Below are 312 nucleotides of genomic sequence, written 5' to 3'. Positions count from 1 at the left end.
GAATAAGCTCCGGCTAACTCCGTGCCAGCAGCCGCGGTAATACGGAGGGAGCTAGCGTTGTTCGGAAATACTGGGCGTAAAGCGCACGTAGGCGGCGTCGCAAGTCAGGGGTGAAATCCCGGGGCTCAACCCCGGAACTGCCCTTGAAACTGCAATGCTAGAATATTGGAGAGGCAAGTGGAATTCCGAGTGTAGAGGTGAAATTCGTAGATATTCGGAAGAACACCAGTGGCGAAGGCGACTTGCTGGACAATTATTGACGCTGAGGTGCGAAAGCGTGGGGAGCAAACAGGATTAGATACCCGAGTAGTC

1 rRNA gene is annotated in these 312 nt (G+C 53.8%); it reads left to right on the top strand.

What is annotated here, in order from left to right:
* Positions 1-312 (top strand): 16S ribosomal RNA (locus ACTHSL_RS13345); the annotation flags it as partial.

Origin of the sequence: Neisseria sp. P0008.S010 (assembly GCF_051962715.1) — a bacterium.
Classification (GTDB): Bacteria; Pseudomonadota; Gammaproteobacteria; order Burkholderiales; family Neisseriaceae; genus Neisseria; species Neisseria elongata.
The sequence above is the reverse complement of the archived record's forward strand: the minus strand, read 5'-3'. Positions and strand labels throughout refer to the sequence as shown.